The following is a 23,006-nucleotide window of genomic DNA, read 5'->3' as shown; positions in this document are numbered from 1 at the left end:
CCCGCCGCCGCTGTGCCAAGCTTTGTGCCGTGACGGAACTCACCCGGTCCCTGCTGGAGGCGGCCGCGGACCTCGTCGCCGAGCACGGTTCCCGCGGTCTGCGGATGGTGGACGTCGCCACGAGGGCGGGCGTGAGCCGGCAGACCGTCTACAACGAGTTCGGCAACAAGGAGCGGCTCGTCCAGGCGGTCGCCCTGCACAAGACGGCGGAGTTCCTGGACGGCGTGCGCGAACGGCTCGGGTCGGCCGCCGACCCGGTCGACGGCCTGCGGCGGGCGATCACGTTCGCGTTCGACCTGGCCGGGCGGGACGCGCTGGCGAGGTCGGTGCTCACCGGGGCGAACGCCGAGGACATGCTGCCGTTCCTGACCACCAAGGGCCGGCCGGTGCTGGCCCTGGCGACGGCGGTGTTCGCGCAGCACGTCAGCGCCGGCTGGCCCGGGTTGGCGGCGGACCGGGCGCAGCTGATCGCGGAGACCGCCGTGCGGGTGGCGCTGAGCCACCTGCTGACGCCGGGCGGCCGGAGCGTGGAGGCGGTGGTGCTGGTGACGCTGGCCCTGCTGCCGCCGTGCCCGGGGCGGTGAAGCCCCGGGGCAGGCTCAGCCGGCCTCCACGCCCGCGTAGTCCACGCCGACCTGCTCGGCCGCCCTGGTGAGGGTCCGCATGATCGCCAGCGACTCGTCCAGCGTCATCGACGGGCTCTCCGTCTCCCCCGCCCGCACCCGCCGCACGACCTCGCGCAGCTGCGGCACGTAACCCGCGCCCTCCTGCTCGTGCCGGCGCTCCACCCCGTTGACGATCATGCGGCTCGGGTTGTAGAGCGCCTCCGGCAGCTCCACGAGGCCCTCCGTGCCGTACACGACCGCGCCGTCCTTGAGGGGGCTGCGCAGCGACGACCCGACGAGCGCGTGCGCGCCGCCCTCGTAGCCGAGCAGCACGCCGATCTCCGCGTCCACGCCGCCGACCAGCGAGCCGTGCGCGTGGACGACGTCCGGTTCGCCCAGCAGCAGGTGCGCGAACGACACCGGGTAGATGCCCAGGTCGAACAGCGACCCGCCGCCCAGCTCCCGGTTCCACAGGCGGTGCGCCGGGTCGTGCGGCAGCGGGAAGCCGAAGTCGGCCCGGACGGACCTGACCTCGCCGATCACACCGGCCCGGACCAGCTCGCCCAGCTCGACGATCAGCGGGTTGAACCGGGTCCAGATGGCCTCCATCAGGAACAGGCCGCGCTCGCGGGCCAGGTCCACCACGTCCCGCAGCGCCGCCGGGGTCAGCGTGGCGGGCTTCTCGCACAGCACGTGCTTGCCGGCCTCCAGCGCGGCCCGCGTCACCTCGTGGTGCTGGACGTGCGGCGTGGCGACGTAGACCACGTCCACGTCGGGGTCCGCGAGCAGGTCGCGGTAGTCGCCGTAGGGGCGGGCGATGCCGTGCTTGGCCGCGAACTCCTCGGCCTTGGGCAGCGCGCGGGACGACACGGCGAGCACGTCGACGTCGGGCAGCAGGCGGAGGTCGCCGGTGACGACATCGGCGATGCCGCCCGTAGCCACGACGCCCCAGCGGAGTTTGTTCACCACGAGCACGCAGCTTAATCGGGCAGGATGGACGGGGTGAGGCTCATCCTGAACGTGATCTGGCTGGTGCTCAGCGGCTTCTGGCTGGCCGTCGGGTACGTGCTCGCGGGCATCGTGTGCTGCGTGCTCATCATCACCATCCCGTGGGGGCTGGCGTCGTTCCGCATCGCCAACTACGCGCTGTGGCCGTTCGGGCGCACCGTCGTGGACCGGCCCGGCTCGGGGACGCCGTCGCTCATCGGCAACGTCATCTGGATCCTCGTGGCGGGCATCTGGCTGGCCATCGGGCACGTGGTGACCGGGATCGCGCTGTGCGTGACGATCATCGGCATCCCGCTGGGCATCGCGAACTTCAAGCTCGTGCCGGTGTCGCTGGTGCCGCTCGGCAAGGAGATCGTCCCGGCGCCCTAGGCGGCGCGCGCTAGTCGGGCCGGTCGGCGGCCTGATCCCCGGCGGCCTGATCCCCGGCGGCCTGATCCCCGGCGGCCTAATCCCCGGCGGCCTAATCCCCGGCGGCCTGATCCCCCTTGGCCTGATCCCCCTTGGCCTGATCCCCGGCGGCCGGGTCGTCGGCCTGCCCGTCGGCCGGTCCCGCGTCGTCCAGCCGGACCACCAGGCACGGCCCGCCGCTGTACAGGCCCGCGTCGACGGCCAGCACCTTGTCGTCGGCGTAGCGCAACGGCCCGTCGATCTGCTGCGGCGGCACGCCCAGCTGGTCGGCGATCACGCTGTGGCCGTGCACCACCTCGCGCCCGCCCAGCACCTCCAGCAGCTCGGTGGCCACGGCGGGCCCCTCCGGGCCGCGGAAGGCGTAGCGGGTGGTCATCTTGCGCCAGCACTCCCACCACTGTTCGAGGTCGTCGCCCCGCAGCACGTCCCGGACGGCCCGGTTGACCTCGTCGATGGTCCCGCCCCACTCCAGGTAGGCGAGGGTGTCGGAGTGCATCAGCAGGTGCCCGTCGACCTCGGCCAGCACCCGGCGGGTGGTGAGCCAGTCGATGTGCTCGTCGGTGAGGCGGTCCTGGTCGCTGCGCAGGCCGCCGTTGAGCAGCCAGCTGCGGGCGAAGCTGCGCGGGGTCGGGGCGCCCGGCACGTTCTCGTCGCCGAAGCGGTGCATGCCCAGCAGCAGCACCTCGTGGTTGCCGACCAGCGCGTCGACCCGGCCGCCGCTCTGCTCGGCCAGGCGCATCACGAACTCGATCACCCCGATGCCGTCGGGGCCGCGGTCGACGAAGTCGCCGAGGAACCACAGCTCCGCCTCACCGCCGGACCAGGTGCCGTCGGCGTCGACCAGGCCCGAGGTGTGCAGGGCGCGGGTCAGCTCGGCGAGGTGCCCGTGCACGTCGCCGACCACGAAGAGCGGTCGTTCCACACCGTGACGATAAGCGACGCGCGGGAAGGCTGCCCACAAGTCGATCAGCGGCCGGCCGGGGAACTTCGGGCCGCCCGCCCGCCCTCCCCCACCGGGGTGAGCGCGCGGTGGCGCGCCGTGACGCCACGACTCCGCCCCGCGTTCACCGCCCCCCGCCACGACCCCGATCCGGACCGCCCGGACGCCCGGTTCCCCCCGGACCGCTCAGTCCAGCCGCGGCCAGGCCAGCAGCGCCTCCACCCCGGCCTCATCACCCGTCACGGTCACCTCCTCCCGCGCCGCGCGCCGCCACAGCACCAGGTAGAGCTGCTCGGCCGTGCCGGACACCCGCGCGCCCGGCTCCCCCGCGACCACCCGCCGAGGCTTGCCCGCACCGGCCACCCCGGCGGCACCGCTCACCCCACCGGCACCGGCCACCCCGCCGGCACCGCCGCCCACCCCGCCCGCGCCCTCCGCGCCGACGAGCCACCGGTCACCCGTGTCGGTCGCCACCAGCTCCACCACCAGCGGCCCGCGCACCCACTCCGGCCCGTGCAGGAACCGGTCCAGGAACTCGCCCACCCCGTCCGCCGCCAGCTCCGCCGGGATCGGCTCGGGACGCCCCACCGCGTTCCCCGCGTCCCAGCAGTGCACCACCGCCTCGTGCGCCTGCCGCGAGGCCACGTCCGCCGCCGTGGCGCGCTCCTCGTCGTTCCACCACACCCACACCGGCGCGTCCGGCGGGCACTCCCGCTGCGCCGCCAGGTACCGGGCGCTGATCTCCCGCCACCCCCCGACGCGGTCGGGCCCCGGGTCGGCGGCCCGCCGCGCCACCTCGTCGTCCGGCACCCCGCCCCGGGCCGGCAGCACGAGCGTCCACCACGACTGCACCTCGGCCAGGTGCGCCACCAGGTCGTCCACCGTCCACCCCGGACAGCTCGGCACGGGCACGCCCGCGTTGCCGGTCACGATCCCGGTGAACGCCCCGCTGTAGAACTCGGCGACGGCGATGTGGTCGACAGCCATGCCGGCACGCTAGCGCGGGGGTACGACACATCCGGGGGGCCGCGGCTCACACCGGGTTCGGCTCGTCCCCCGGGAACGGGTCGGACGAGTGGCCGACCAGGTCCGCGATCGACTTGACCACCCGCGTCGGCCGGAACGGGTACAGCTCGGCCGTCGACTCCGCGGAGATGCCGGAGAGCACCAGGATCGTGCGCAGCCCCGCCTCCAGGCCCGAGCGCACGTCGGTGTCCATCCGGTCGCCGATCATCAGGGTGTTCTCCGAGTGCGCGCCCAGCGCCCGCAGCGCCGACCTCATCATCAGCGGGTTGGGCTTGCCCACGTAGTACGGCTCGCGCCCGGTCGCCCGCTCGATCAGCGCGGCCACGGCGCCGGTCGCGGGCAGCGAGCCCTCGCGCGACGGGCCGGTGGCGTCCGGGTTGGTGGCGATGAACCGCGCGCCCTCCTCCACCAGCCGGATCGCCTTGGTGATCGCGGTGAAGCTGTAGGTGCGGGTCTCGCCGAGCACCACGTAGTCCGGGTCGCGGTCGGTCAGCACGTAGCCGATCTCGTGCAGCGCGGTGGTCAGGCCGGCCTCGCCGATCACGAACGCCGAACCGCCTGGCCGCTGCGAGTCCAGGAACCGCGCGGTGGCCAGCGCGGAGGTCCAGATGGCCGCCTCCGGCACCTCCAGGCCGGTCCGGGACAGCCGGGCGCGCAGGTCCCGCGGCGTGTAGATGGAGTTGTTCGTGAGCACCAGGAACGGGATGGCGTTCGCGGTCAGCTCGGCCACGAACTCCCCCGCGCCGGGGATCGGGTGCTCCTCGTGCACGAGCACGCCGTCCATGTCCATCAGGTAGTTCCACTGAGCGGCCATGGGCGACATGCTGCCGGCTCAGGTGTCGACCACGCGCTGCCGGAACGCCTCGATGGAGGCCCGGTGGTACCGCTCCAGCACGGCGCGCTCCTCCGGGCTGAACCGCGACAGCACCTCGCGCAGCGCCTGCCGCGCGCCCTCGACCAGGGGGGAGAACCGGTCGCCGTCCCCGGTGGCGACCTCGACGAGCACCTTGCGGCGGTCGTGCGGGTCGCGCACGCGGCGGACGTAGCCGGCGCGCTCCAGCCGGTCGATCACGCCGGTGACCGCGCCGGTGGACAGCCCGGACAGCTCGGCGATCCGGCCCGCGGTGACGGGTCCCTCGGCGCGCGCGGCGAGGGCGAGGCACCTGCCGTCGGTCGGCGACAAGCCCATCCGCTCGGCGACCCGGCTGTGCAGCGCGACGGTGAGCGCGCTGGTCTCCCGCGCGTAGGCGCCGAACCGCTCCAGCTCGTCGGCGGGGACGTCGTGCTCCCTGGTCATGACGAGCAATTTAGCGGCCGGGAGGCCGTTCCAGGCACGGTCGTCCGGGCCCCGGAGCGCCGCCGGCCGCGCTTTTTCCGGTGACCGCCGGTGCGGGCCGATTACCCTGGGGCGGGTGACAGCCGTGGAGTTGGGCATCCCCGTCGTGCGCGCCACCCCGGACGCCCCGGCACGTCCGGGCTCACCGCTGCTGGTCGACCGGTTCGGCCGGGTCGCGACCGACCTGCGCGTCTCGCTGACCGACCGCTGCAACCTCCGCTGCACCTACTGCATGCCCGCCGAGGGCCTGGACTGGCTGCCGAAGCCCGACCTGCTCACCGACGAGGAGCTGGTCCGGCTGATCGGCATCGCGGTGACCCGGCTGGGCGTGACCGACGTCCGGTTCACCGGCGGCGAGCCGCTGCTGCGGCCGAACCTGGACGCCGTGGTGGCCGCCACGGCGGCGCTGGCGCCCCGGCCGCGGATCTCGATGACCACGAACGGGTTGACCTTGGCGAAGCGGGCCGCCGGTCTGGTCGCGGCGGGCCTCGACCGGGTGAACGTCTCGCTCGACACCCTCGACCCGGCGCGGTTCCGGGAGCTGACCAGGCGCGACCGGCTGGGCGACGTGTTCGCCGGCCTGGCGGCGGCCCGGGAGGCCGGGTTGTCCCCGGTCAAGGTGAACTCGGTGCTGATGCGCGGGGTGAACGAGGACGAGGCCGTGCCGCTGCTGCGGTTCTGCCTGGAGCACGGCTACCAGCTGCGGTTCATCGAGCAGATGCCGCTGGACCCGCAGCACGGCTGGGACCGGGACGGCATGGTGACCGCCGAGGAGGTCCTGGCGGCGCTGCGCTCGGAGTTCCCGCTGACGCCGGAGCCGGGCGAGCGGGGCGGCGCGCCCGCCGAGCGGTGGCTGGTGGACGGCGGGCCGGCCGTGGTCGGCGTGATCGCCTCGGTGACGCGGCCGTTCTGCGCGGCGTGCGACCGGACCCGGCTGACCGCCGACGGCCAGGTGCGCAACTGCCTGTTCAGCCGGTCCGAGACGGACCTGCGGGCCCTGCTGCGCGGCGGCGCGGGCGACGAGGAGGTCGCGGACCGGTGGCGCGGGAACTCGTGGGCGAAGGCGGCCGGGCACGGCATCAACTCGGCCGGGTTCAGCCAGCCCGACCGGCCCATGAGCGCGATCGGGGGATGACGTGCGGCTGACGGTGCGGTACTTCGCGGGCGCGCGGGCGGCCGTGGGTGTGGCGGACGAGAGCTTCGAGCTGCCCGGCGAGGCCCCGACGGTGGCCGCGGTGCTCGCGGCGGTGCGGGAGCGGCACGGCGACCGGGCGACCCGGGTGCTGCCCGCGTGCAGCTTCCTGCTGGACGGGATCGCGGTCCGCGACCACGACACGACGGTGTGGTCCGGGTCACAACTGGACGTGTTGCCACCCTTCGCCGGGGGCTGACAGCACCGCCTCGGACGGGTTAACACGTGAGCCAGACCTCACTTAACGTGATTTATTTCGACCGATCTCGGAACGGAAACAGACCGGTAACGGTGCTCTGACCTGGCTAAACGCCATGGTCGAGGAGTCACCCCATGGCGTTACCGTGATGTCGATCACACAGCAGTTCGTTTGGCGCGAGCTCTCCCGGTTACGTACCGTCGCTCCTCGGTTGGCCCCGACCGACCGCAGCACGACCCGGACGCCACGCACCGAACCTGTCCAACGGCCCCGGGCACACCCCCGAGCGAGAGAAATCCGCCGGACAGGAAAGCTGGGCGATCCCCGGGCCCCGAACCCGGACCGCCTGAGCAGGTGCGGACGGGCTGAGAGGGAAATGTTCTCTTACCGAGGCAAGCACCGCCCGACCACCACCAGCTCCGCGGCCCGCGGCATCGCCAAGGTCGCCGTCGCCGGCGTCATCGTCGGCGCCCCGCTGGGCCTGGCCGCCGGCACCGCGAACGCCCAGAGCGTCAACTGGGACGCGGTCGCGGCGTGCGAGAGCGGTGGCAACTGGAGCATCAACACCGGCAACGGCTACTACGGCGGCCTCCAGTTCCTGCCGTCCACGTGGACCGCCAACGGTGGCAGCGGTATGCCCCACCAGGCTTCCCGCGCGGAGCAGATCCGCGTGGCGGAGAACGTCCTGCGCACGCAGGGCATCGGCGCCTGGCCCGTCTGCGGCCCCAAGGGCCTCGGCGGCGGTGCCGCCCCGGCCCCGGCCCGCCAGGCCCCGGTCCAGCAGGCGCCGGTGCAGCAGCAGCCCCGGCAGGCCCCGGCGCCGGTCCAGCAGGCCGCCCCCGCCCCCGTCGTGGTGGCGCTGCCGAGCAGCAACCCCGAGGGCGACTACGAGATCAAGGCGGGCGACACCCTGTCCAAGATCGCGGACGAGCTGAAGGTCGACGGCGGCTGGACCGCGCTGCACCAGCTGAACAAGGACTTCATCCCGAACCCGGACCTCATCATGCCGGGCATGAAGATCGCCACCAAGTGATCCTCGACCGGGTGATCCGGTCGGCGTGAGCCGGCACGGGACCCGACCGCCTTCCCCTCGGCGGTCGGGTCCCGGACCCGTTCCGGGCCCCACGGCTCCCCCAGCCGCCCGCACGACCGCCCGGAGCCCCGTTCGGCCTCCCCCCGCCCTCCGGCGTCCTCCGGCTCGCCGGCGGACCGCTCAGGGCATGTTGACCCACTCGTCGCCGCCGTCGGCGAACACCTGCCGCTTCCACACCGGCAGCCGGCGCTTCACCTCGTCGACCAGCTCCGAGCACACGTCGAACGCCGCGCGGCGGTGATCGGCCGACACCGCGCACGCCAGCGCCACGTCCCCGATCCCCAGCGCCCCGACCCGGTGCGACACGGCCACCGCGCGCACCCCGTCGAACCGCGCCACCACGTCCGCCACCACCTCGGCCACCACCCCGGCGGCCGTCGGGTGGCCCACGTACTCCAGTTCCCGCACCGACCGGCCGCCGTCGTGGTCGCGGACCACCCCGGCGAAGGTCACCACCGCCCCGGCGGCGGCGTGCTCCACCAGCGCGGCGTGCTCGGCCACCGACAGCGGCTCGTCGCTGACGGTCGCGCGCAGCACCGCGGTCACGCGTGATCACCCCCGGCCAGCTGGTCGACCGCGTGCTCCAGCACCGCCGCGAGCACCTCCAGGCCGTCGCGCACCCCACCGGTCGACCCCGGCAGGTTGACGACGAACGTGCGGCCCGCGACCCCCGCCAGCCCGCGCGACAGCACGGCCGTGGGCACGCGCGGCCACGCCGACAGGCGGATCGCGTCGGCCACCCCCGGCACCTCGCGGTCCAGCACCGAGCGCGTGGCCTCCGGCGTGCGGTCGGTCGGGCTGACACCCGTGCCGCCGGTGGTGACCACCACCGCCACGCCGTCCGCGACGGCCCGCCGCAGCGCCTCGGCCACCGGCTCGCCGTCGGGCACCACCACCGCGTCCGGCACCTCGTAGGAGCGCTCCCGCAGCCACGCCACGATCACCGGACCCGAGCGGTCCTCGTAGACCCCGGCCGACGCCCGGTTGGACGCCGTGATGACCCGCGCCGTCCTCGGGGCGCTCACGGGCGCTCCCACAGACCGGTCTTGCCGCCCTCCTTGCGCTCCACCCGCACGGCGTCCAGCTGCGCCGCCGGGTCGACCGCCTTGACCATGTCGTGCAGGGTCAGGCCCGCCACCGACACCGCGGTCAGCGCCTCCATCTCCACGCCGGTGCGGTCGGTGGTGCGGACGGTCGCCGTGATGCGCACCTCCGCCCCGCCCAGCTCCAGGCCCACCTCCACCCCCGACAGCGCGATCGGGTGGCACAGCGGCACCAGCTCCCAGGTGCGCTTCGCGGCCATGATCCCGGCGATGCGGGCGGTGGCCAGCGCGTCGCCCTTGGGCAGGCCGGCGCTGCCCAGCAGCGCCACCACCTGCTCCGTCGTGCGCAGCACGCCGGAGGCGACCGCGGTGCGCGTGGTCGGCTCCTTGCCGGAGACGTCGACCATGCGCGCCGCGCCCGCGCGGTCCACGTGGGTGAGGTGCTCGCTCATACCGGCGATGCTAGGCCGCGCCCGCCCCGCCGGACCCGTCGCGCCCTTGTCCGGCCGGCCCGGCCCGCCCGGCCCTCACTCCCCCGCTCGCCCTTCGCGCCCCTCCCGGCCCTCCCGGCCCTCCCGGGCCCTCCCGGCCCTCCCGGCTTCAGGCTCCGGTCGCGGCCTTGCGCACCGCCTCGGCCACCGCCGGGGCCACCGTGGTGTCGAACACGCTGGGCACGATGAACGAGGCGTTGAGCCGGTCGCCGTCCACCACGTCCGCGATGGCGGTCGCCGCGGCCAGCAGCATCGAGTCGGTGATGGTGTGCGCGTTGGCGTCCAGCAGGCCCCGGAACACGCCGGGGAACGCCAGCACGTTGTTGATCTGGTTCGGGAAGTCGCTGCGCCCGGTGGCCACGATGGCGGCGTGCTTCTGCGCCTCCATCGGGTCGATCTCCGGGTCCGGGTTGGCCAGCGCGAACACGATCGCGTCGTCGTTCATCGTGGCGACCTGCTCGGCGCCGAACAGGTTCGGGGCCGACACGCCGATAAACACGTCCGCGCCGACCAGCGCGTCGTGCAGCCGGCCGCTGACGCCGGACCTGTTCGTGGCGGCGGCGATGGAGGCCAGGTTGTCGTCCAGGCCGGGGCGGTCGCGGTGCACGATGCCGTCCACGTCGACCGCGACCACGTCGCCGGGGCCCTGCTTGAGCAGCAGCCGGATGATCGCGCTGCCCGCCGCGCCCACGCCGCAGACCACGATCTTGCAGTCGGCGAGCTGCTTGCCGACCACGCGCAGGGCGTTGCGCAGGGCGCCGACCACGACGATCGCGGTGCCGTGCTGGTCGTCGTGGAAGACCGGGATGTCCAGCTTCTCGCGCAGCCGCGCCTCGATCTCGAAGCAGCGGGGCGCGGCGATGTCCTCCAGGTTGATGCCGCCGTAGACGGGGGCGATCAGCTCGACCGCGCGGATGATCTCCTCGGTGTCCTGGGTGTCCAGGCACACCGGCCAGGCGTCCACGCCCGCGAACTTCTTGAACAGCGCGGCCTTGCCCTCCATCACCGGCAGCGCGGCGGCCGGGCCGATGTTGCCCAGGCCGAGCACGGCCGAGCCGTCGGTGACCACGGCGACGGTGTTGCGCTTGATGGTGAGCCGGCGGGCGTCGTCGGGGTTCTCCGCGATGGCCTGGCAGATGCGGGCCACACCGGGGGTGTAGGCGCGGGAGAGGTCGTCGCGGTTGCGCAGCGGCACCTTGGACGAGATCTCGATCTTGCCGCCGAGGTGGACCAGGAAGGTCCGGTCGGACACCTTGCGGACCGCGACGCCCGGCAGCAGGCCGAGGGTGTCGGTGATGTCCTTGGCGTGGTTGGCCGACAGGGAGTTGCAGGTGAGGTCGACGATCACCCGGTCGGCGTGCGACTCGACGACGTCGAACGCGGTGATGACGCCACCGGCCCGCCCGACCGCCGAGGCGAGGTCGCCCGCGGCGGACGCCGACGGCGGGGCCTCCAGGCGGACGGTGATCGAGTAACCAGGGCCGGGGACCGGCACGGCGAACCTCCCAGGACTGCGCTGCGCAAGAGGCCATCGAGCGTAGTCCGGGCGGAATTGCGGAACGCGCGCGGCTCGTCCGCCGCGCGCGATCGTGTGCTAGCGGTCGATCACCGGTTGATCTCGGTGACCGGGTGCCGGTAACCGAGCTCCTCGACCGGCACCGGGAAGGCGACCTTGCCGAACGGGGACAGGGCGCCCTGGACTTCGGCGGCGAGCTCGCTGACCGCGTGCTTGCCGTCCACCGGCGGCTCCGGCCAGTGCGGGTCGATGCGCTCGGGGCGGGCCTTGGCCACGATTCCTCCTCGGTGTTGCCTGCGTCGGGCTCAAGTGTGCCTCACCCGACCGTTCCGGTCGGTCCGCGGCGCCCCGCCCGACCCCGGAGAGACGCATCACGTGTGCGATACCTAACCCGCGCGAGTCGTACGTCCAGACCTCGCGAGTCGTACGTCCAGGACCCCCGAATTCAGTGTTCGTGACCCCGCCCGACCGGTGATGTGGGGGCCTGAGGACTGAACTCGGGGGTCCTGGGGGTACGACACGGGGGTCCGGAACGTACGACTCGCGCGGTCTGGGCGTACGACACGCGGGGGCTGGGGGTACGACTCGCGCGGGTGGTGGTGGGGGTGCGAGGGGTGGTGGGGAGGCATATACCGTGGTGGGGATGTCCGGCGTCACCCTTGCCGAGTGGCTGCGGGCGCGGGAGGACACCGCGCTCGTGGCCCTGCTGCGCGCCCGGCCCGACCTGGCCACGCCACCACCGGCCGACACGACCGTGCTCGCCACCCGCATCGGGTCGCGGGCCTCGGTGGCGCGCGCCTGCGAGGACCTCGACACGTTCACTCTGACGGTGCTGGAGGCGCTGCTGGTGCTGGACGCGGACCTGAGGCCGGTCGCGGTGGCCGAACTGGAGGCGTTGTTCGCGGGCGTCGACGTGCGGGACGCCCTCGATGCGCTGCGGGAGCGGGCGCTGCTGTGGGGCGACGACGGGGCGATCTCCACGCCCCCGGCCACCCGGGACGCGGTCAACGCCTTCCCGTGCGGGCTGGGGCGCTCGGTGCCGGGCCTGGCCGACGCCGAGGTGGACGGGCTGCCCGAGGACGAGCGCCGCGTGCTGCGGGCCCTCGCCGCCGGGCCACCGGTCGGGCAGACCCGGGACGCCGCCCACGCCGTCTCCCTCGCCACCGCCACGACGCCGATCCAGAAGCTTCTGGCCAGGGGCCTGCTGATCCGGCGGGACGCGCTGACCGTCGAGCTGCCCCGCGAGATCGGCCTGAAGGTGCGCGGCGACCGGCCGCTGGGCGACGTGCGGGTGATCGAGCCGCCGCTGGGCACCGCCGCCCGCGAGCCCTCCACCGTGGACCGGACCGGCGGCGGCGTGGCGCTGGAGCTGTCGCGCCACGTCGAGATCCTGATCAAGAGCTGGTCGGGCGAACCGCCGCCGGTGCTGCGGTCCGGCGGCCTCGGCGTGCGCGACCTGCGCCGGCTGGCCAAGGACGTGAACGCCGACGAGCGCCGCGCCGCGCTGCTGGTCGAACTGGTCGTCAACGCGGGCCTGGTCGCCGACAGCGAGGGCACCGAGCCGGAGTGGGCGCCGACCACGCAGGCCGACGCCTGGCTGGTGGCCGCCCCCGAGCACCGGTGGGCCGCGCTCGCCCAGGCGTGGCTCGACCTGCCCCGCCTGCCGGGCCTGATCGGGCAGCGCGACGACCGCGACCGCCTGCTCAACCCCCTGGCCCCCGAGCTGAACCGCCCGGCCGCGCCCAGGGACCGCAGGCGCGTGCTGGAGGCCCTGGCCTCCCTCGACCCGGGCACCGCCGTCACCGACCCGGACGAGCTGGCCGCCGTGCTGGCCTGGCGCGCGCCCCGCCGCGGCGGCCGCCTGCGCGACGAGCTGGTCCGCTGGACCGTGGACGAGGGCACGCAGACGGGCGTGCTCGCCCTCAACGCGATCACCGCCCAGGGCCGCACCCTGCTCACCGAGGGCCCCGGCCCGGCCGCCAAGCGCCTCGGCGACGCGCTGCCCGCCCCCGTCGACCACGTGCTGGTGCAGGCCGACCTGACCGTGGTCGCCCCCGGCCGGCTCGACCCGGAGCTGGCCGACGAGATCGACCTGGTCGCGGACGTCGAGTCGGCGGGCGGCGCCACCGTCTACCGCGTGCACGAGGGCTCGGTGCGCCGGGCGTTCGACGCCGGCCGCAGCGCCGCCGACCTGCACGAGCTGTTCCGGTCGCGGTCGCGCACCCCGGTGCCGCAGTCGCTGACCTACCTGATCGACGACACCGCCCGCAAGCACGGCAGGCTGCGCGGCGGCGCGGCCGGGTCGTTCCTGCGCTGCGACGACCCGGTGCTGATCGCCGAGGTGCTGGCGCACCCGACCGCCGAACGGCTGGAGCTGCGCCGGATCGCGTCGACCGTGCTGGTCAGCCCGCTGCCGCTGGCCGAGGTGCTGGACGCCCTGCGGACCGCCGGGTTCGCGCCCGCCGCCGAGAGCGCGGACGGCCGCGTGCTCGACCTGCGCGAGCGGGGACGCCGGATCGCGGGCAAGGGCCGCCGCAGGTCCGTGCCGCCCGCCGTGCCCTCCGACGAGCAGCTGGACGAGCTGGTCCGCCTGGTCCGGGCGGGCGACCGCGCGGCGACCACCGCGGGTGGGACGAGGGTGTCGGTGCCCGGCCACCTGGGCGCGGGCCCGTCCGCGACGCTCGCCCTGCTCCAGCGGGCCGCCCGGCAGGGCCGCAGCGTGCTGGTGGACTTCGTCGACAGCCACGGCACGGCCGCCCGCCGCGTCATCACGCCGCAGGTGGTGGGCGGCGGTGTGCTGGAGGGCGTGGACGTCAGCTACGGCGAGGTGCGCCGCTTCCCGCTGCACCGCATCACGTCCGCCGCGCTGGTCGAGGACCAGGACGACGACGGCTGACGGCCTGAGGCAGCGGAAGAAGACGAGCGGACGAGGCCGGGCGGAAGAAGACGACCGCCGGGGAGGACGACCGCCGGCGGCGGGCGAGACCGGCGGCGGGCGAGACCGGGTGGGCACGGGCTCCGGTGGACACGGGCCGGCCGGGTCTGAGGCGGCAGCCGGGCGAGGACAGCAGCCGGTGAAGGCGGCAGCCAGGTCAAAGCGGCAGCCGAGTGGGGGCGGCAGCCAGGGCGAGACGGCGGCCGGGTGAGGGCGGCGGGCGGCCGCGTCGGTGGGCGGGAGCCGCCCACCGACGCGGAGACCGCGGGGCGGTCAGCCCGCGCGCACCGACATCCACTGGCGCATCGCGTGCTCCACCAGCGTGATGAGCGTCTGCTTCGTCGACTGCCGGTTGCGGGCGTCGCACGTCACCATCGGCACGGACTGGTCGATGGTCAGCGCTTCCCGCACGTCCTCGATGCGGTGGTGCAGCAACCCGTCGAAGCAGTTCACGCCGACCACGTACGGCAGTTGCCGGTCGTCGAAGAAGTCGATCGAGGCGAACGCGTCGGCCAGTCGACGGGTGTCGACCAGCACGATCGCGCCGATGGCGCCGCGCACGAGGTCGTCCCACATGAACCAGAACCGGTGCTGGCCGGGCGTGCCGAACAGGTACAGGATCAGGTCCTGGTCCAGCGACACCCGACCGAAGTCCATGGCCACCGTGGTCGTGACCTTGTTCGGCGTGGCCGAGAGGTCGTCGACCCCGGCGCTGGCCTCGGTCATCACCGCTTCGGTGGTCAGCGGAACGATCTCCGACACGGAACCGACGAACGTCGTCTTGCCCACGCCGAAGCCGCCGGCCACCACGATCTTCGCGGAGGTCGTCGGCTTCCGTGCGCCTTCGGCCGCGTTGGGGCTAGAGCCTGCGAAGCCCACTGAGCACCCTCTCAAGGAATTCAATGGAAGGCCGGTCCCCAACGACCAAGCCGCCCTGGTGAATCAAAACCAAACCCATGCTCGCCATGTCGCCGATCAGCACCCGCACGACGCCCAGGGGCAGGCGCAGGTGTGCGGCGACCTCGGCCACCGACCTGGTGTCGGTGCACAGCCCGCAGATGGACCGGTGTTCCGGCAGCACCGCCGCCTCCCGGTCCAGGCCCTTCTCGCTGGTGGACACCAGCGCCTCGATGGCGAGGTCGTAGTCGGGACGGGTGCGCCCGCCGGTGCGGGTGTACGGGCGCACCAGCGAACCGGACTCCTCGGAGGGTTCCGGGGTGGGTTCGTGCCGTCGCACGACCGGCTGCGGCCCGGTCGTGTAGGGCACCTGTTCCGGCACGCTGTCGGGCAGGCCGTGGGCACCGAACAGGTCGGCGCCCGGACCCCCGAACAGCCCGCTGCCGTACCCGTCGATGTCGAACCGGTTGGGGACGTCGTCGTAGTCGTACGACGAGTCGTCAACCTCACGCTGTGACATGTCGCCTTGCCCCTGCCCTGTGCCTTCGACCCGTGGTGGTCCCGGGGCCCGCTCCGCCCGGCGGCCCGTCCACGAGTTCGGTGCGTCCTCGGCTTCCTCGTCCTGTGCGGGGTCGGCATCCGGCTCAGCGAATCGGAAGCCACCGACCGCCCACTCCTGGTAGTTGAAGTTCCTACCGAAGCGGCGGCCGCCGGCGGATCGTTCAGCCATCCACCCTCACCCCCACGATCTCATGAGGACTACCGCCGAACCACACCCTGGAGCTGCGCGCGCAGCTCCGGGGTCAGCTGCTGGCCCACGCGCTCGACCAGCAGCGTCATCTCGTAGGCGACCAGACCGATGTCGCAGTTGGGCGCCGCCAGCACGGCCAGGCACGACCCGTCGCTGATCGACATCAGGAACAGGTAGCCCCGTTCCATCTCGACCACCGTCTGGTTGACCGCACCCGCTTCGAAGCAGCGGGCGGCGCCCTGGGTGAGGCTGACCAGGCCGGAGGCCACGGCGGACAGTTGTTCGGCGCGGTCTCGGGGCAGCCCCTGTGAGCCGGCGAGCAGAAGCCCGTCCGCCGACACCACCACGGAATGCGCTACACCGGGCACCCGGCGCACGAAGTCGGTGATAAGCCAACCAAAGCTTCCTGGCTGAGCTGCGGTCGTCACTCCTGCTCCTCGTCTTGCCGGCTCGACATGTCACCAGCGTAAGCGTCGATCATCGCGTGTCGCCCTCGACGGACGCCCTGCTGAAGACTCGACATGCGTCCACGGATCGCGTCAGCCGACCGTGGTGGCAGCGGGGGCCGCTGCGGTTGCCGCTCCGCCGCCTGGGGCTTCGGCGCGGCCGATCCCGGCACAAGCTGAGCCTTGGGCACCCGCTTGGGCAACCCCGCTTGTGTCGTGCTCTCTGGAACCTTGTTCAACAGGGACTGCGCCGCCTGCCAACCCTCGTCGGCGGGCGACTGCCACACCGCCTCGGCGTCCCCCGGCTCGGGATCGGCGACCGGCTCGGGCTCGGTCACGCGGGACACCTCCGCAGCACGCTTGGGCAGGTTGTGGGGCGAGCCGGGCTGCCGCTTGGGCAACCCTCCCCCGATCAGGGTAGGCGTGCCGTTCTCGGGCTCGCGCCCGGGCAGGCCGTTCGCGCTCCCGTTCGAGGTCACGTCCAGGGTGCCGCGCTGCACCAGCGCGTCACCGGGGTCCACGAACGAGGTGTCGCCGATCGCCGGGTCGGCGAAGCCGGACTCCCCGAACACGTCGATCCGGCCGAACTCGCCACGACCGACCTCGACGCCGAAGTCGACCGGCGCCGGGTCCGCGGACCCGTCCTGGGCGGCCCTGGACCGGCGGCTCGGCAGCGGCGTGGACGGCGTCCCCGGCGCGGGCTCGACGGCGGCGGTCGGCACGGCCTGCGCGGCGGCCGCGGAGGTCTCGCTGCCCACGGCCTGGAACCACTGCGACAGGACCGCCTCGTAGATCGGCAGGCGCTCGGTGGGCGCGTCCAGGTCGGCGTCGGCCGGCCGGGACGGGGCGGGCGCGGTGCCGTTGCGGTGCGCGGGCTCCGGCTCGTCGGCGGTGAAGTTCGCGTCCACGGCCGCGGCGAACTGGGTGGTCTCGAACCCGTGCTGGTGATCCGAGTCCCGCTCGTCGCGGTCCTCGTAGGCGGTGAACAGGGTCGGCTCGCCGAACGACCCGGACGGCTCGCGCTCCACGTCGCGCTCGCCGGCCGCGGGCAGCCACGGCTGGGAGAGCTCCGACGCGGTCTCGGCCGGGACCTCCACCGGGGCGACGGCCGGGGCCTCGCCGAACGCGGGCAGGCGGGCCGCGTCGTGCTCGCCCTCGCCGCGCACGAAGCTCACCGGGAACGCGGGCTGCTCGTCCTCGACCCGGGGCAGGCTCGGGAAACTCGGGAAGCTCGGCTCGTCGTCGGGGCGGGTCGAGCCGCCCAGGCCGAACGCGCCGGCGATGCCGGACGCGCGCTGCGCCGGGTTGCCGCCGCTGAACGCGGGGGGCGGCTCCATCGGCGCGCCGGGCTGCTGGACCAGCGTCTCGGGCACCAGCACGAGCGCGGTGGTGCCGCCCTCGATGTCCTCGTTGGGGCGCAGCCGCACCCGGATGTCGTGGCGCTTGGCGAGCCGCGCGACCACGTACAGGCCCATGCGGCGGGACACCGACACGTCCACGTCCGGCGGGTCGGCCAGCCGCTCGTTGGCGTCGTTGATCTCCTGCTCGCCCATGCCGACGCCGCGGTCCTGGATCTCGATGGCCAGCTCGCCCTTGCGGGTGCGGGCCGTGCGCACGGTGACCTTGGTCACCGGGTCCGAGAACACGGTGGCGTTGTCCAGCAGCTCCGCGATCAGGTGCACGAGGTCGTTGACCGCGCGGCCCTGGACGGTCAGCTCCGGGGCCTGGCCGACCTGCACCCGGGCGTACTGCTCGACCTCGGACACGGCGGCGCCGAGCACCTCGGCCACCGGGACCGGGCGGGTGAGCCGGCGCGACAGGTCGGTGCCGGAGAGGACCAGCAGGTTCTCGCTGTTGCGCCGCATCCGGGTGGCCAGGTGGTCCAGCTCGAACAGGCTGGCCAGCTGGTCGGGGTCCTGCTCGTCCTGCTCCAGCCGGTCGATCAGGTTCAGCTGGCGCTCGACCAGGGCCTGGGAGCGGCGGGACAGGTTGACGAACATCGAGTTGACGTTGTCGCGCAGCAGCGCCTGCTCGGCGGCCAGCCGCACCGCCTCGCCGTGCACCGCGTCGAACGCCCGCGCGACCTGGCCGACCTCCTCGCGGGTGGTGATCGGCACCGGCGCGATGGCCGTCTTGGCGGCCTGCTCCGGGTTCGGGGCCCTCAGGATCGCCCCGACCGCCTCGGGCAGGCCGCGGTCGGCGACCTGGAGGGCGGTGCGGCGCAGCACGCGCAGCGGGTTGAGGATCGACCGGGCCACGAACAGCGCCATGACCAGGGCCAGCAGCAGCGCGCCGAGCACGATGCCGGAGTCGCGGAACGCCGCGGCCCGCGCCTCGCCGGTCAGCTCGTTGGTGCGGCCCTGGAGCTGCTCCAGCAGCAGGACCTCGACGTCCCGGGTGAGGTTCACCGTCAGGGTGGAGGCGATGTCCCACTTCTCCGGGCGCAGCGTCTCCAGGTTGCGGCCCGCGCCGGCCAGGTTGAGCGCCGTCTCCTGCATGTCGTTCGCGGTGTCGACGATCAGACCGGTGACCGTGTCGTCGTAGATCTTGGCCTGGTCGGGGGTCGCGGACTTGCGGAAGTCGTTGCGGGCGGCGTCCAGCTCGGCGTTGGCGGCGAGCAGCTGGCGCTGCTGGCCGGCGCTGAACGTGCCGCGTTGGAAGACGTCGAGCATGATGCCGCGCTTGCGCGACTCCTGCTCCTTGATGCGGGCGATGGCGTTGGTGGCCAGGTGCAGCCGCACCAGCTCGGGGTCGTTGATGCCCGCGATGGCCTGCTCGCCGAGGTCGAGGAGGCTCTCCACCGACTCGGAGTAGGTGCGCAGCACCGCGTCGGACGGGTACTGGGTGTCGCGGACCGCGTTGCGGAGGCTGTTGAGCCGGTTGAGCTGGTCCGACGCCCGGCTGAACCGGGTGACGACGTCGTCCTGGAGGTCCCCGCTGAGCTCCATGATGCGCCCGTTGAGGGCGTCGATCTCGTCGTTGACGCGGCGCAGCTGCCGGTCGAGCACGACGCGGTCGAGCTCCTTGCCGGAGGCCACGTGGCTGGTGCTCAGGTCCCGCTCGCGCTGGAGCTGCTGCACCAGGTCCGCGACCGCGGCCTCCAGCTGGATCTGGTTGGCCAGCCGGTTGAACTCGGTCGCGTCGGCGAGGTCGGACTGCACCCGCAGCCCGCCCAGGGCGAGCGCGGCCACGGTGGGGATGAGCAGGACGGCCGCCAGCTTGGTGGGCAGCCGCCAGTTGCGCAGCCGCCACCCGGCGGTGCGGGCCTGCTGCTCGCGCACGTCGGTGCTGGGGTCGGCACCCGTGGACTCGGTCACAGTTCCATCACTCAACGCAGCCAGTCCATCACCCGTTCCGGGGCTTTCCGAGCGTGGTGGAATCCCCACGCCTGACTGGCTGGGACCTCTCTCTCGACGGGCCACCCTGGGCTTCCTCTTCCGGCAGCAGTGTTCCCCGACCTCTCCCCAGGGCCGAAGCATGGACTTCGAAATCGGGCAGAATTGCAGCACAGGAGCGGTGGTGCCGGCTAGGCACCCCTCCCCCGCCCGGGGGCACGACGGTCCGCAACGACCTGTGCCACCCGGCCGGGAGCGTAGTGCGCGACCCCCGCCCCGGGGAAGACTCCGGAAGCACTCAACGTATCCGAGCAGGACTGTCGTTTCATACCTCTGGGTGGTTACGATCCCCCACATCGACAAGTACGTCGAAATATTCGTTGATCAATTGGACCCGGCTGCACGAGGTCATCCAGGCGAGAGGTGCCATGCCTACCCCAGCGCGTGTTCTGCGACGTGCGGCAGCGTTGTTCGCGTGTGCCGCGACCCTGACGGCGTGCGGATTGCTGCCCGGCACCGACAGCGGTGACCAGCCCGAGGTGGAGCGCAACACGCTGCGCATCGGCGTGCTGCCCGTGGTCGACGTGGCACCGCTGCGGCTCGCGCTGAACGAGAAGCTGTTCGAGCGGTCGGGCCTCCAGGTGCAGCTGGTGACGGTCAGCGACGAGGCCGAGGGCATCAAGCAGCTCGACACCACCCTGGACATCACCTGGGCCAGCCACGTCAACCTGTTCCGCGCCTACGCCGAGGGCGCCCAGCTCCAGCTCCAGGGCGAGGCGTACCAGGCGGGGTCGAACACGATGGCCCTGGTCACCCTGGACACCGCCTACGACAGCCCGGACAAGCTGCCCTCGCCGCGCATCGCGGTGAACACCGTCGGCGACATCGGCGCCCTGACCACCACGACCATGCTGCGCACGGCGGGCGTGGAGAAGCAGAGCATCCGGCTCCAGGAGCTGCCGTTCGAGCAGATGGTGGACGCGATGCGGGCCGGGACCGTGGACGCGGCCTGGATGACCGAGCCGTTCATCACGCAGGCGCAGCGCAACGCGGGCGCCCGCGTCCTGGCCGACACCGCGATCGGCCCGACCAAGGACTTCCCGGTGTCCGGCTACGCGTCGAGCAAGAAGTTCGCCGACGCCAACCCGCGCACGCTGGCCCTGTTCCGGCAGGTGCTGCGGGACGCCCAGGAGTCGGCGTCGAACGACAAGCTGTCCGTGCAGGACGCCCTGACCGGCTACATGGACGTCGACCAGCAGACCGCCGCGCTGGTGTCGGTCGGCACGTTCCCGCTGTCGCTCAACCCGGCCCGGCTCCAGCGGGTCGCGGACATGATGGACACCGAAGAGGTGCTGCCCGAGCGGCTGGACATCGGCGACATGTTGCCGCCGGGAACCACTTAACGACGGAGAGTCATTAAGGGGGCCTTCAGTGCGAGAAGGCCCCCTCTTTTTTCGCATTCAGGCGTTCGTCAGGCAGATCGTGCTCGGCGGGAGGGAGTAAACGACCGCCGTGTCACCGCTCGCGCACGCGTTCTCGTCGCTGCTGCCGATCACCCGCTCGACCTTGAAAGCATCGGGTGTACCGCACGTCACCTTCGTGGTTTTGGCCGCGACAATCGTGCCCTCCTGCTTGAAGCAGTCCCCCTCCGAGGCGTTGAGGACCAGGCACAGCTTGTAACCGTCGCCGCGGCGGCCGCCGCTGGTGTAGAACTCGGTGTAGTCGCCGGTCGGGCAGGCGCCGGTGCCGCTGTCCAGGCGGACCGCGACCTTGAACGCGGCCTCGGGGGACGCGCAGTCGATCTGCTCGACGTCGGAGTCGGTCACGCTCGCCGAGTTGATCTTCAGGCAGTCGCCCGCGTCGGCACCGCCGGGACCGGTGAGGCCGGTGACGAGCCCCAGGACCACGATGCCGACGACGCCGAGGCCGATCGCGCCGACCAGCGCTTTCGCGGCCTTGGAGAGGCCCTTGCGGGGCGGCGGGAACGGCTGGCCGCCCTGCGGGTAGTGGGGGTGGACGGGCTGGCCCTGGTAGCCGGGTTGCGGGTAGCCGGGTTGCGGGTGCTGGGCGTAGCCGGGCTGGGGGTGCTGCGGGTAGCCGGGCTGGGCGTAACCGGGCTGGCCGTAGCCGGGTTGCGGGTAACCGCCCTGGTCCGGGGCCGCGTAGCCGGTCTGGCCGGGCTGCGGGTACGCGGGCGGCGGGTAGCCCTGGGGGTGACCGGGCTGGCCGGGCTGGTCGGGCGGCGGGTGACCGGGCTGCTGCCCGGGGAAGCCCTGCGGCGACGGCGGGCCCCACCCCGGCTGCTCGGGCGGAGGGAAGCCCTGGGGCTGGCCGGGGGGCGGCTGGTTCGGGGGCGTGGTCACCGGCGTTCCTCTCGGTAGGCGAGCGGAACGTACCGCCGGGTGAAGCCCCGGCGCAGCCGAATCAGCGGCCCGTCACAGGGGGCGGCTGAGGCAGAAGGTGACCCGGGGTTCCGGGTAGCGCACGGTGGGGTCGTCGCCGCAGCTCACGACGCCCTCGGCGGCCTTGAGCACGCGGGTCGCGCCGGCCGTGGCGCAGTCGACCTTGCGCAGGCCGGTGCGGGGGTCCCGCACGTAGCAGGAGCCCTCGACGAAGTTGGGGATCAGGCAGAGCGTGTTCACGCTGGTGAACGTCGTGTACGGCGCGCCGGCCGGGCACCGGGACGCCTCGGGGACGATCTTGGCGACCTTGACGCCGGCGGTGTCGGCCGAGCAGTCCGCGATCTCGTACCGGTCGGCGTCCCCGTTGCCCTCGACCCGGCCGCAGGACCCCGGCACGGGGCCGGAGGACGCGGCGTCGCCGTCACCACCGCCGAGCAGCGGCATCACGAACGCGAACGCCACGACCACCGCGACCGCGCCGATGCCCCACCGGATCTTCCGCATGATCCGGGGCATCGGCGCGGTCGCGGCGCGGCTTGAGCGGGTTCACCCGTGCGTGTTCACTCCTCGGCCGGCGCCAGGCAGTAGGTGACCGCCGGCTCCGGGTAGGCCATGCCGGCGGAGTCCGGGCACGCCTCCAGGTCGGTGGAGCCCTGGATCACCCTGGTGACCTTGATGGTCTCCGGGCCGACGCACTCGGACTTGTCGAACCCGGTGCCCGACTCCTCCGCCCGGTAGCAGGCGCCCTCGACCATGTTCGGCAGCAGGCACAGCTTGCGACCGCCGTCACCCTCGGCGACCTCGGAGTAGATGCCGTCCTCGGGGCAGGTGGCGTCCACGCCCTCGACCACCGCGCCGATCTTGAACGAAGCCTGGTCGTCGTCGCAGTCGAGGCCCTTGACCTCGGGGTTGTCCTCGAACTCGGAGGTGACGTCGACGCAGGAGCCGGCCTCCGTCGAGCCGCCGCCGGTCAGCCGGACCACGCCGAAGACGACCACGGCGGCCAGCACGACGATCGCGGCGACGATCAGGAGCTTCCGGCCCTTGCCGGAGGGCTCGTCGCCGTCGCCCGCCCGGGGGGTGGCGGCGGAACCGGGGTCGGCGGGGGTGGGCGCGGGCGCGGCCTGGGCGGGGGTCGGCGGGGCGGGGGTGGCCGGGCCGGGCACGGAGTCGTCGATCGAGTCGGCGGGCGCGACCCCCGGGACCGAGGCGCCGGGGCCGGGCTCCACCTCCCCGACCGGCCGGGCCGGCGGCACACCGCCGCCGGACGCGCCGGGGTCGGCGGCACCGGCGGGCCCCGCGGCGGCCGAACCGCCCACCCCGGCGGCGGGGGGGGCGCGGCCCCCCCCCCCACCGGCGTCGCCCCCCACGGAGGGGGTGGTG

The 23,006-nt window shown here is 73.6% G+C and carries 24 protein-coding genes; 7 read left to right on the top strand and 17 right to left on the bottom strand.

Annotation, left to right across the window (positions count from 1 at the left end; genetic code table 11):
- The first annotated feature begins 29 nt into the window (after positions 1–29).
- Positions 30–584 carry a TetR/AcrR family transcriptional regulator gene (locus tag ACFP3R_RS28545; protein ID WP_380640236.1) on the top strand — a complete coding sequence of 185 codons (555 nt, stop codon included), beginning with the start codon at positions 30–32 and terminating at the stop codon, positions 582–584.
- Positions 585–599: 15 nt separating this feature from the next.
- Here the strand turns inward: ACFP3R_RS28545 and ACFP3R_RS28540 are convergent, their stop codons facing one another.
- Complete coding sequence (locus tag ACFP3R_RS28540; protein ID WP_380640234.1) at positions 600–1,574, bottom strand: Gfo/Idh/MocA family protein; 975 nt, start codon at positions 1,572–1,574, stop codon at positions 600–602.
- 33 nt (positions 1,575–1,607) lie between these two features.
- Here ACFP3R_RS28540 and ACFP3R_RS28535 point away from each other — a divergent pair, with 33 nt between their 5' ends.
- Complete coding sequence (locus tag ACFP3R_RS28535; protein ID WP_380640231.1) at positions 1,608–1,982, top strand: YccF domain-containing protein; 375 nt, start codon at positions 1,608–1,610, stop codon at positions 1,980–1,982.
- A 91-nt stretch (positions 1,983–2,073) separates the two neighbouring features.
- Here the strand turns inward: ACFP3R_RS28535 and ACFP3R_RS28530 are convergent, their stop codons facing one another.
- The 4 genes from ACFP3R_RS28530 to ACFP3R_RS28515 all read right to left on the bottom strand — a co-directional run bounded on the left by ACFP3R_RS28530 (position 2,074) and on the right by ACFP3R_RS28515 (position 5,284).
- Positions 2,074–2,943 (bottom strand): metallophosphoesterase, encoded by an 870-nt coding sequence (locus tag ACFP3R_RS28530; RefSeq protein ID WP_380640229.1) that lies wholly within the window; start codon positions 2,941–2,943, stop codon positions 2,074–2,076.
- Between the two features lie 204 nt (positions 2,944–3,147).
- Complete coding sequence (locus tag ACFP3R_RS28525) at positions 3,148–3,948, bottom strand: maleylpyruvate isomerase family mycothiol-dependent enzyme (RefSeq protein WP_380640226.1); 801 nt, start codon at positions 3,946–3,948, stop codon at positions 3,148–3,150.
- A 46-nt stretch (positions 3,949–3,994) separates the two neighbouring features.
- Positions 3,995–4,801: an HAD-IIA family hydrolase gene (locus tag ACFP3R_RS28520; protein WP_380640223.1), complete on the bottom strand. Its 807-nt coding sequence runs from the start codon at positions 4,799–4,801 to the stop codon at positions 3,995–3,997.
- An 18-nt stretch (positions 4,802–4,819) separates the two neighbouring features.
- Positions 4,820–5,284: a MarR family winged helix-turn-helix transcriptional regulator gene (locus tag ACFP3R_RS28515; RefSeq protein WP_380640221.1), complete on the bottom strand. Its 465-nt coding sequence runs from the start codon at positions 5,282–5,284 to the stop codon at positions 4,820–4,822.
- Positions 5,285–5,399: 115 nt separating this feature from the next.
- On the opposite strand from ACFP3R_RS28515, the gene moaA reads away from it, so the two are divergent.
- The 3 genes from moaA to ACFP3R_RS28500 all read left to right on the top strand — a co-directional run bounded on the left by moaA (position 5,400) and on the right by ACFP3R_RS28500 (position 7,747).
- The gene (moaA, locus tag ACFP3R_RS28510; protein ID WP_380640219.1) at positions 5,400–6,458 is read left to right on the top strand and encodes a GTP 3',8-cyclase MoaA; all 1,059 of its coding nucleotides are present in this window, start codon (positions 5,400–5,402) and stop codon (positions 6,456–6,458) included.
- Between the two features lies 1 nt (position 6,459).
- Positions 6,460–6,714 (top strand): MoaD/ThiS family protein, encoded by a 255-nt coding sequence (locus ACFP3R_RS28505; RefSeq protein WP_380640216.1) that lies wholly within the window; start codon positions 6,460–6,462, stop codon positions 6,712–6,714.
- 376 nt (positions 6,715–7,090) lie between these two features.
- Positions 7,091–7,747, top strand: a complete 657-nt coding sequence (locus tag ACFP3R_RS28500) for a transglycosylase family protein (protein ID WP_380640213.1) — start codon at positions 7,091–7,093, stop codon at positions 7,745–7,747.
- Positions 7,748–7,927: 180 nt separating this feature from the next.
- On the opposite strand, the gene ACFP3R_RS28495 is transcribed toward ACFP3R_RS28500, so the two are convergent.
- From ACFP3R_RS28495 to ACFP3R_RS28475, 5 genes are all read right to left on the bottom strand, one after another.
- Positions 7,928–8,353, bottom strand: a complete 426-nt coding sequence (locus tag ACFP3R_RS28495) for a molybdenum cofactor biosynthesis protein MoaE (RefSeq protein WP_380640211.1) — start codon at positions 8,351–8,353, stop codon at positions 7,928–7,930.
- Positions 8,350–8,832 carry a MogA/MoaB family molybdenum cofactor biosynthesis protein gene (locus ACFP3R_RS28490; RefSeq protein WP_380640208.1) on the bottom strand — a complete coding sequence of 161 codons (483 nt, stop codon included), beginning with the start codon at positions 8,830–8,832 and terminating at the stop codon, positions 8,350–8,352. The genes ACFP3R_RS28495 and ACFP3R_RS28490 overlap by 4 nt, the downstream gene beginning before the upstream one ends.
- Complete coding sequence (gene moaC / locus ACFP3R_RS28485) at positions 8,829–9,302, bottom strand: cyclic pyranopterin monophosphate synthase MoaC (protein ID WP_380640206.1); 474 nt, start codon at positions 9,300–9,302, stop codon at positions 8,829–8,831. Before moaC ends, ACFP3R_RS28490 begins: the two co-directional genes overlap by 4 nt.
- A 148-nt stretch (positions 9,303–9,450) precedes the next feature.
- A complete protein-coding gene (locus tag ACFP3R_RS28480; RefSeq protein ID WP_380640204.1) occupies positions 9,451–10,836 on the bottom strand; it encodes an NAD-dependent malic enzyme in 1,386 nt (461 codons plus the stop codon).
- 110 nt (positions 10,837–10,946) lie between these two features.
- A complete protein-coding gene (locus ACFP3R_RS28475; protein ID WP_380640202.1) occupies positions 10,947–11,132 on the bottom strand; it encodes a hypothetical protein in 186 nt (61 codons plus the stop codon).
- A 368-nt stretch (positions 11,133–11,500) separates the two neighbouring features.
- Here ACFP3R_RS28475 and ACFP3R_RS28470 point away from each other — a divergent pair, with 368 nt between their 5' ends.
- Complete coding sequence (locus tag ACFP3R_RS28470; RefSeq protein ID WP_380640199.1) at positions 11,501–13,753, top strand: helicase-associated domain-containing protein; 2,253 nt, start codon at positions 11,501–11,503, stop codon at positions 13,751–13,753.
- 312 nt (positions 13,754–14,065) lie between these two features.
- Here ACFP3R_RS28470 and ACFP3R_RS28465 read toward each other — a convergent pair whose 3' ends face one another.
- The 4 genes from ACFP3R_RS28465 to ACFP3R_RS28450 are packed head-to-tail and all read right to left on the bottom strand — an operon-like array spanning position 14,066 to position 19,203.
- Positions 14,066–14,671 carry a GTP-binding protein gene (locus tag ACFP3R_RS28465; RefSeq protein WP_380640197.1) on the bottom strand — a complete coding sequence of 202 codons (606 nt, stop codon included), beginning with the start codon at positions 14,669–14,671 and terminating at the stop codon, positions 14,066–14,068.
- On the bottom strand, positions 14,652–15,419 hold the full coding sequence (locus ACFP3R_RS28460) for a DUF742 domain-containing protein (protein WP_380640195.1): 768 nt from the start codon (positions 15,417–15,419) through the stop codon (positions 14,652–14,654). Before ACFP3R_RS28460 ends, ACFP3R_RS28465 begins: the two co-directional genes overlap by 20 nt.
- Positions 15,420–15,448: 29 nt before the next feature.
- Positions 15,449–15,868: a roadblock/LC7 domain-containing protein gene (locus ACFP3R_RS28455; protein ID WP_033432212.1), complete on the bottom strand. Its 420-nt coding sequence runs from the start codon at positions 15,866–15,868 to the stop codon at positions 15,449–15,451.
- On the bottom strand, positions 15,865–19,203 hold the full coding sequence (locus ACFP3R_RS28450) for a nitrate- and nitrite sensing domain-containing protein (RefSeq protein WP_380640193.1): 3,339 nt from the start codon (positions 19,201–19,203) through the stop codon (positions 15,865–15,867). The genes ACFP3R_RS28455 and ACFP3R_RS28450 overlap by 4 nt, the downstream gene beginning before the upstream one ends.
- Positions 19,204–19,724: 521 nt before the next feature.
- Between ACFP3R_RS28450 and ACFP3R_RS28445 the strand changes: the two genes are divergently transcribed.
- Positions 19,725–20,624 (top strand): ABC transporter substrate-binding protein, encoded by a 900-nt coding sequence (locus tag ACFP3R_RS28445; protein WP_380640191.1) that lies wholly within the window; start codon positions 19,725–19,727, stop codon positions 20,622–20,624.
- A gap of 57 nt (positions 20,625–20,681) precedes the next feature.
- On the opposite strand, the gene ACFP3R_RS28440 is transcribed toward ACFP3R_RS28445, so the two are convergent.
- From ACFP3R_RS28440 to ACFP3R_RS28430, 3 genes are all read right to left on the bottom strand, one after another.
- The gene (locus tag ACFP3R_RS28440) at positions 20,682–21,584 is read right to left on the bottom strand and encodes an LppU/SCO3897 family protein (RefSeq protein WP_380640189.1); all 903 of its coding nucleotides are present in this window, start codon (positions 21,582–21,584) and stop codon (positions 20,682–20,684) included.
- 72 nt (positions 21,585–21,656) lie between these two features.
- Entirely contained in the window at positions 21,657–22,127 is a 471-nt protein-coding gene (locus ACFP3R_RS28435; RefSeq protein WP_380640187.1) for an LppU/SCO3897 family protein, read from the bottom strand.
- Positions 22,128–22,183: 56 nt separating this feature from the next.
- Positions 22,184–23,006, bottom strand: an 823-nt coding sequence (locus ACFP3R_RS28430; RefSeq protein ID WP_380640185.1) for an LppU/SCO3897 family protein, incomplete at its 5' end; no start/stop codon positions are given.

The organism is Saccharothrix lopnurensis (assembly GCF_042658445.1).
In the GTDB taxonomy this organism is placed as follows: Bacteria; Actinomycetota; Actinomycetes; order Mycobacteriales; family Pseudonocardiaceae; genus Actinosynnema; species Actinosynnema lopnurensis.
This window is presented reverse-complemented; position numbering and strand designations above follow the sequence as displayed.

Coding starts and splice junctions, on each gene's coding strand:
- ACFP3R_RS28460 (WP_380640195.1), bottom strand. CDS start 15,419: ATGGCTGAACGATCCGCCGGCGGCCGCCGCTTCGGTAGGAACTTCAAC.
- ACFP3R_RS28520 (WP_380640223.1), bottom strand. CDS start 4,801: ATGGCCGCTCAGTGGAACTACCTGATGGACATGGACGGCGTGCTCGTG.
- ACFP3R_RS28435 (WP_380640187.1), bottom strand. CDS start 22,127: ATGCGGAAGATCCGGTGGGGCATCGGCGCGGTCGCGGTGGTCGTGGCG.
- ACFP3R_RS28470 (WP_380640199.1), top strand. CDS start 11,501: ATGTCCGGCGTCACCCTTGCCGAGTGGCTGCGGGCGCGGGAGGACACC.
- ACFP3R_RS28515 (WP_380640221.1), bottom strand. CDS start 5,284: ATGACCAGGGAGCACGACGTCCCCGCCGACGAGCTGGAGCGGTTCGGC.
- ACFP3R_RS28500 (WP_380640213.1), top strand. CDS start 7,091: ATGTTCTCTTACCGAGGCAAGCACCGCCCGACCACCACCAGCTCCGCG.
- moaC (WP_380640206.1), bottom strand. CDS start 9,302: ATGAGCGAGCACCTCACCCACGTGGACCGCGCGGGCGCGGCGCGCATG.
- ACFP3R_RS28525 (WP_380640226.1), bottom strand. CDS start 3,948: ATGGCTGTCGACCACATCGCCGTCGCCGAGTTCTACAGCGGGGCGTTC.